Genomic DNA, 6,773 nt, shown 5'->3' with positions numbered 1-6,773 from the left:
GACACTTCGGTCGAGCAGATCGTCACGGCACTGCGCCGCTCCATGCTGGAGAACGAGCGGTTGCGCCAGCAGAACGAGCAGCTCAGCGCGGCGGCCGGCGAACAGATCGCGATCGTCGGGATGGCCTGCCGCTATCCCGGCGGCGTGACCGGCCCGGACGAGCTGTGGGAGCTGGTCGCCGAGGGCCGCGACGCCGTCGCCGGCTTCCCGACCGACCGGGGCTGGGACGTCGACGCGCTCTACGACCCCGAGCCCGGCGTCGAGGGCAGGAGCACCACCCGGGAGGGTGGCTTCCTCTACGACGCCGCCGACTTCGACGCCGAGTTCTTCGGGGTGTCCCCGCGCGAGGCGCTCTCCCTCGACCCCCAGCAGCGGCTGCTGCTGGAGACCAGCTGGGAGGCCGTGGAGAGCGCGGGCATCGACCCGTCGACCCTGCGCGGCAGCCGGACCGGCGTCTTCGCCGGCGTGATGTACCACGACTACGGCTTCGGCTCCAGCGACGGCAGCCTGGTCAGCGGCCGGGTAGCGTTCCACCTCGGGCTGGAGGGACCGGCGGTGACGGTGGACACCGCCTGCTCGTCGTCCCTGGTGGCGATGCACTGGGCCAGCCAGGCGCTGCGCCGCGGCGACTGCGCCCTCGCGCTGGCCGGCGGCGTCACCGTGATGACCACGCCGGACATGTTCGTCTACTTCAGCTCACAGCGCGGGATGGCCGCCGACGGCCGCTGCAAGTCCTTCTCCGCCCGGGCCGACGGCACCGGCTGCTCGGAGGGGGTGGGCGTGCTGGTGCTGGAACGGCTCTCCGACGCCCGCCGGCTCGGCCACCCGGTGCTCGCCGTGCTGACCGGCAGCGCCGTCAACTCCGACGGCGCCTCCAGCGGCATCACCACCCCGAACGGGCCGTCCCAGCAGCGGGTCATCCGGCAGGCGCTCGCCGACGCCGGGCTGACCACCGCGGACGTCGACGCCGTCGAGGCGCACGGCACGGGCACCCGGCTGGGCGACCCGATCGAGGCGCAGGCGCTGCTGGCCACGTACGGGCGCGGCCGGCCGGCCGACGGGCCGCCGCTGCTGCTCGGCTCGGTGAAGTCCAACCTCGGCCACACCCAGGCCGCGGCCGGTGTCGCCGGGGTGATCAAGATGGTGCTGGCGATGCGGCACGGCGTGCTGCCGGGCATCGTCCACCTCGACGAGCCCACGCCGCACGTCGACTGGACGGCCGGCGCGGTGGACCTGCTCACCGAGGCCCGGCCCTGGCCCGCCGTCGACCGGCCGCGCCGGGCGGGCGTCTCGTCGTTCGGGCTCAGCGGGACCAACGCGCACGTGATCCTGGAAGCCCCGGCCCCGGCCCCGGAGCCGGATCCCGCGCCGGAGGCGCCGTCGGCGGTGCCGTGGCCGCTGTCGGGCCGCACCCCGGAGGCGCTCGCCGGGCAGGCTGGGAAGCTCCGGGCGTACCTGCGCGACCGCCCCGGGCAGCGACCGCTGGATGTCGGCTTCTCGCTGGCCACCGGCCGGTCCGCGTGGCCGTACCGGGCGGTGGTCGTCGGGTCGGAGCGCGACGCCGCGCTGGCCGCGCTGGCCGGCGGCACCGCGCACCCCGACCTGGTGACCGGCCGGGCGACCGGACGGCCCACGGCCGTGCTCTTCACCGGCCAGGGCGCGCAGCGCCTCGGCATGGGTCGGGAGCTGTACGACGCGTACCCGGTCTTCGCGGCGGCGTTCGACGCGGCGCTGGCCGGCTTCGACCCCGGGCTGCGCGACGTGCTGTGGGGCGACGACCCGGAGGCGCTGGACCGCACCGGCAACGCCCAGCCGGCCCTGTTCGCGATCGAGGTCGCCCTCTACCGCCTGGTGGAGTCCTGGGGGGTACGCCCGGACTTCGTGGCCGGGCACTCCATCGGCGAGCTGGCCGCGGCGCACGTGGCCGGGGTGTTCTCGCTCGCGGACGCGTGCAAGCTGGTCGCCGCCCGGGGCGGCCTGATGCAGGCGCTGCCGGCCGGCGGGGTGATGGTCGCGGTCCAGGCCACCGAGGCGGAGGTCCGGCCGCTGCTGGTCCCGGGCGCGGACCTCGCGGCCGTCAACGGGCCGACCTCGGTCGTCGTCTCCGGCGAGCAGGGCGCCGTCGAGGCCGTCCTGGCCGGGCTGGGGGAGCGCAAGACCACCCGGCTGCGGGTGTCGCACGCCTTCCACTCGCCGCTGATGGAACCGATGCTGGCCCCGTTTGCCGCGGTCGCGCTGGGCGTCACGTACGCCCCGCCCCGGCTGCCGGTCGTCTCCACCCTGACCGGCCGGCCGGCCACCGCCGAGCAGCTCACCGACCCCGGCTACTGGGTACGGCAGGTCCGGCAGGCGGTCCGCTTCCACGACGCCGTCCGGCACCTGGCCGACGCGGGGGTCACCACGTACCTCGAACTCGGCCCCGACGCGGTGCTCACCGCGCTCGCCCAGGGCTGCCTGGACGGCGACGACCTGGCCTTCGCGCCGATGCTGCGCCGGGACCGGCCGGAGGTCGCCGAGGCGCTGCGGCTGCGCGCCGTGACCCACGTACGTGGCCTCTCGGCCGGCTGGTCGGACCACTTCGCCGACCTCGGCGCCCGGCAGGTCCCGCTGCCCACCTACGCCTTCCAACGCCGCCGGTTCTGGTCCGACGACCTGGCCGGCACCCGTGCCGACGTGGCCGGACTCGGCCTCGCCTCCGCCGGTCATCCGCTGCTCGGCGCGGCCGTGCCGCAGCCGGAGACCGGCGGGCTGGTGTTCACCGGGCGGCTCGCCGTCGGGGTGCAGTCCTGGCTCGCCGACCACGCCGTCCTTGGCGAGGTGCTGCTGCCCGGCACGGCTCTCGTGGAGCTGGCCCTGCACGCCGGCCGGAGGGTGGACCGCCCCCGGCTCACCGAGCTGACGCTCCGCGCGCCGCTGCTGCTGCCCGCCGGCGGCGGCGTCACCGTGCAGGTGGTGGTCTCCGGCGACACCGGCACGGGCAGCCGCACCCTGGGCATCTGGTCCCGGCCGGACGGCGAGGACGACCCGTGGCAGCTGCACGCCGAGGGCGCCCTGGCAGCGGAACCCGCCGCCGTGGCATCCGACCTCGGGGAGTGGCCACCCCCCGGCGCTGTTCCCGTCGACCTCGAGGGCGGCTACGAGCGGCTCGCCGACCGGGGTTACGCGTACGGACCGGTCCTGCGGGGGCTGCGCGCCGCCTGGCGACGCGGCGACGAGCTCTTCGCCGAGGTCGCGCTCCCGGAGGGCGCCGGCGGCGAGGCGTACGGCCTGCACCCGGCCCTGCTCGACGCGGCCCTGCACGTCGGTCTCCTCGACGACGAGCCGGACGCCCCGCCGGTCGTGCCGTTCGCCTGGACCGACGTCACGCTGCACCGCCCCGGCGCCACCGCGCTGCGGGTCCGGATCACCCCCACCGGCGCCGACGGCGTCGCGCTCACCGCCGCCGATCCGGCCGGCAGGCCGGTGCTCGACGTCGGCGCCCTGCTCTCCCGTCCCACGGCGCGGTCGGGATCCCGCCCCCATCGCGGGCCGCTGTACGGCGTCGACTGGACACCGGTCGACCCGGGCGTCTCCGCCGAGGGGGACGTCCCCGTCCGGTGGGAGCAGCTGCCGGCCGACGGCCCGGTGCCGGCGTCCGTCGTCCTCGACTGCGCCGCCGCGACCGGCGACACCCCGGTCGCGGTGCGGGCCCTGCTGCACCGGACCCTCGCCGCCGTCCAGGGCTGGCTCGCCGACGACCGGTACGCCGCGGCGCGCCTGGTCGTCGTCACGCACGGCGCGGTCGCCGTCGGGGACACCACCGTGGACGTGCGGAGCGCGCCGGTCTGGGGCCTGATCCGCTCCGCCGAGGCGGAGCACCCGGGGCGGTTCCTCCTGGTCGACGTCGACGACGCCCCGGGCGCGGTCGCGGCCGGCGTGCGCGCCGCCACCGCCGCCGCCGAACCGGAGGTGGCGGTCCGCGGCGGCACGGTCCTCGCGCCCCGGATCACCCGACTGCCGGCCGCCGCCGGCCCCGCGCCCGACTGGGACACCCCCGGCGCGGTGCTCGTCACCGGTGGCACCGGCGGCCTCGGCGCGCTGGTCGCCCGGCACCTCGCCGCACACCACGGGGTACGGCGACTGCTGCTCGCCAGCCGCCGGGGACCGGACGCGCCGGGCGCCGACGCGCTGCACGCCGAGCTGACGGCACTCGGCGCGGCGGTGACGATCGTCGCCTGCGACGTCGCCGACCGGGATGCCCTCGCCGCGCTCGTGGCCGGCCACCCGATCGGCGCCGTGGTGCACACCGCCGGGGTGCTCGACGACGGGGTGGTCAGCGCCCTCGACCCCGACCGCCTCGACACCGTGCTGGCCGCCAAGGCCGAGGCCGCCTGGCACCTGCACGAGCTGTCCCGCGACCGCGACCTCAGCGCGTTCGTGCTCTTCTCGTCGATCGCCGGCACGCTGAGCCCCACCGGCCAGGCGAACTACGCGGCCGCCAACGCCTTCCTCGACGCGCTCGCCCGGCATCGCCGGGCCGCCGGGCTGCCCGCCGTGGCCATGGCCTTCGGCCCCTGGGCCGGCGCCGGCATGGCGGCCGGGCTCGACGACGCCGACCTGTCCCGGATGCGGCGGCAGGGCCTGCCGGCGCTGACCCCGGCCGAGGGCCTGGCCCTCTTCGACGCCGCGCTGGCCGCCGACCGGGCCGCGGTGCTGCCGGTCCGCATCGACGTGGCCGCCCTGCGCGTGGCCGAGGGCCTGCCGGCGGTGCTGCGCGCCCTGGCCGGCCCCGCCCGCCGCCCGGCGACCGACCCGGCCGCCCCGCTCATCGCCGAGTTGACTACCGGACCGCACGCCGGGGAACGGATGCTCGCGCACGTGCGGGCCCGGGTGGCCACGGTGCTCGGGCACGCGACGCCGGCCGCCATCGAGCCGGACCGTGCCTTCCAGGAGTTGGGCTTCGACTCGCTGACCGCCCTGGAGTTCCGCAACGCGCTGGTCGCCGACACCGGCCTGCGGCTCCCGGCGACGCTGGTCTTCGACCACCCCAACCCGGCGGCGCTGGCCACCCATCTGCTCGCCGAGGTCTCCGGCGCGGCCCGCCAGGAGCGGGCGACCACGACCGTCACGGCGGACGACCCGATCGTCATCGTGGGGATGGCCTGCCGCTACCCCGGCGGGGTGTCCTCGCCGGAGGAGCTGTGGCGCCTCGTCGCCGACGGGGTCGACGCGGTGACCGGCTTCCCCACCGATCGGGGTTGGGACGTCGCCGCGCTCTACGACCCGGAGCCCGGCCGCCCCGGCAGGTCGTACGCCCGGGAGGGTGGCTTCCTGCACGACGCCGCCGAGTTCGACGCGGCCTTCTTCGGCGTCGGCCCGAACGAGGCGTTGGCGATGGACCCGCAGCAGCGGTTGCTGCTGGAGGCGTCGTGGGAGGCGATCGAGCGGGCCGGGATCGATCCGGTGTCGCTGCGTGGCTCGGCCACCGGCGTCTTCGCCGGGATGATGTACCACGACTACGCGCTGAGCAGCGCGGCCGGTTCGATCGCCTCGGGCCGGGTGTCGTACGCCTTCGGCCTGGAGGGCCCGTCCGTCACCGTGGACACGGCCTGCTCGTCGTCGCTGGTGGCGTTGCACCTGGCCGCGCAGGCGCTGCGCTCCGGCGAGTGCACGCTCGCGCTCGCCGGTGGTGTCACGGTGATGGCGACCCCGGAGACCTTCGTGGAGTTCAGCCGCCAGCGGGGGCTGAGCGCCGACGGCCGGTGCCGTTCCTTCGCCGCGTCGGCCGGCGGGACCGGCTGGGCGGAGGGGGTGGGGGTGCTGCTGGTGGAGCGGCTCTCCGACGCCCGGCGGCTCGGTCACCCGGTGCTGGCGGTGGTGCGCGGTACGGCGGTGAACCAGGACGGCGCGTCGAACGGGCTGACCGCGCCGAACGGCCCGGCGCAGCAGCGGGTGATCCGGCAGGCCCTGGCCAACGCGGGTCTGGCACCGTCCGAGGTGGACGTGGTGGAGGCGCACGGCACCGGCACCACGCTGGGTGACCCGATCGAGGCGCAGGCGTTGATCGCCACGTACGGCCAGGACCGGCCGGCGGAGCGGCCACTCTGGTTGGGGTCGATCAAGTCGAACATGGGTCATCCGCAGGCCGCCGCGGGTGTGGCCGGTGTGATCAAGATGGTCGAGGCGATGCGGCACGGCGTGCTGCCGCCGACGTTGCACGTGGATGAGCCGTCGCCGCAGGTGGACTGGTCGGCGGGTGCGGTGGAGCTGCTCACCGAGTCCCGGGAGTGGCCGGAGACCGGCCGGCCGCGCCGGGCGGGGGTGTCGTCGTTCGGGATCAGCGGCACCAACGCCCACGTCATCCTCGAACAGGCCGCCGACGAGCCGGCCGTCGCCGAGCCCGCACCGGCGCCGGTGGTGCCGTTGCCGCTGTCGGCGAAGTCGCCGCGGGCGCTGGCGGAGCAGGCCGGCAACCTGCGGGCGCACCTCGACGCCCGGCCCGACCTCGACCTGCGGGACGTGGCGTACTCGCTGGCCGTGGGCCGCAGCGCCTTCCCGTACCGCGCGGTCGTCGTCGGCGCCGACCGCGCCGACCTGACCGGCGGCCTGGCCACGGTGGCATCCGGTGACGGCGCGGACGAGGCCGGCGCCGGCCGCACGGCGGCGCTCTTCACCGGCCAGGGCGCGCAGCGCCTCGGGATGGGTCGCGACCTGTACGACGCGTACCCCGTCTTCGCGGCGGCGTTCGACGCGGCGCTGGCGGGTTTCGACCCGGGGCTGCGGGACGTGCTGTG

General features: G+C 76.8%; 1 protein-coding gene. It reads left to right on the top strand.

Annotated features, from left to right (window positions below; translation table 11 throughout):
• Positions 1 to 18 precede the first annotated feature (18 nt).
• On the top strand, positions 19 to 6,773 hold a 6,755-nt coding region (locus tag V6U81_RS24145; RefSeq protein ID WP_420884071.1), incomplete at its 3' end, for an SDR family NAD(P)-dependent oxidoreductase.

Source organism: Micromonospora lacuserhaii (genome assembly GCF_036902735.1).
Classification (GTDB): Bacteria; Actinomycetota; Actinomycetes; order Mycobacteriales; family Micromonosporaceae; genus Micromonospora.
This window is presented reverse-complemented; position numbering and strand designations above follow the sequence as displayed.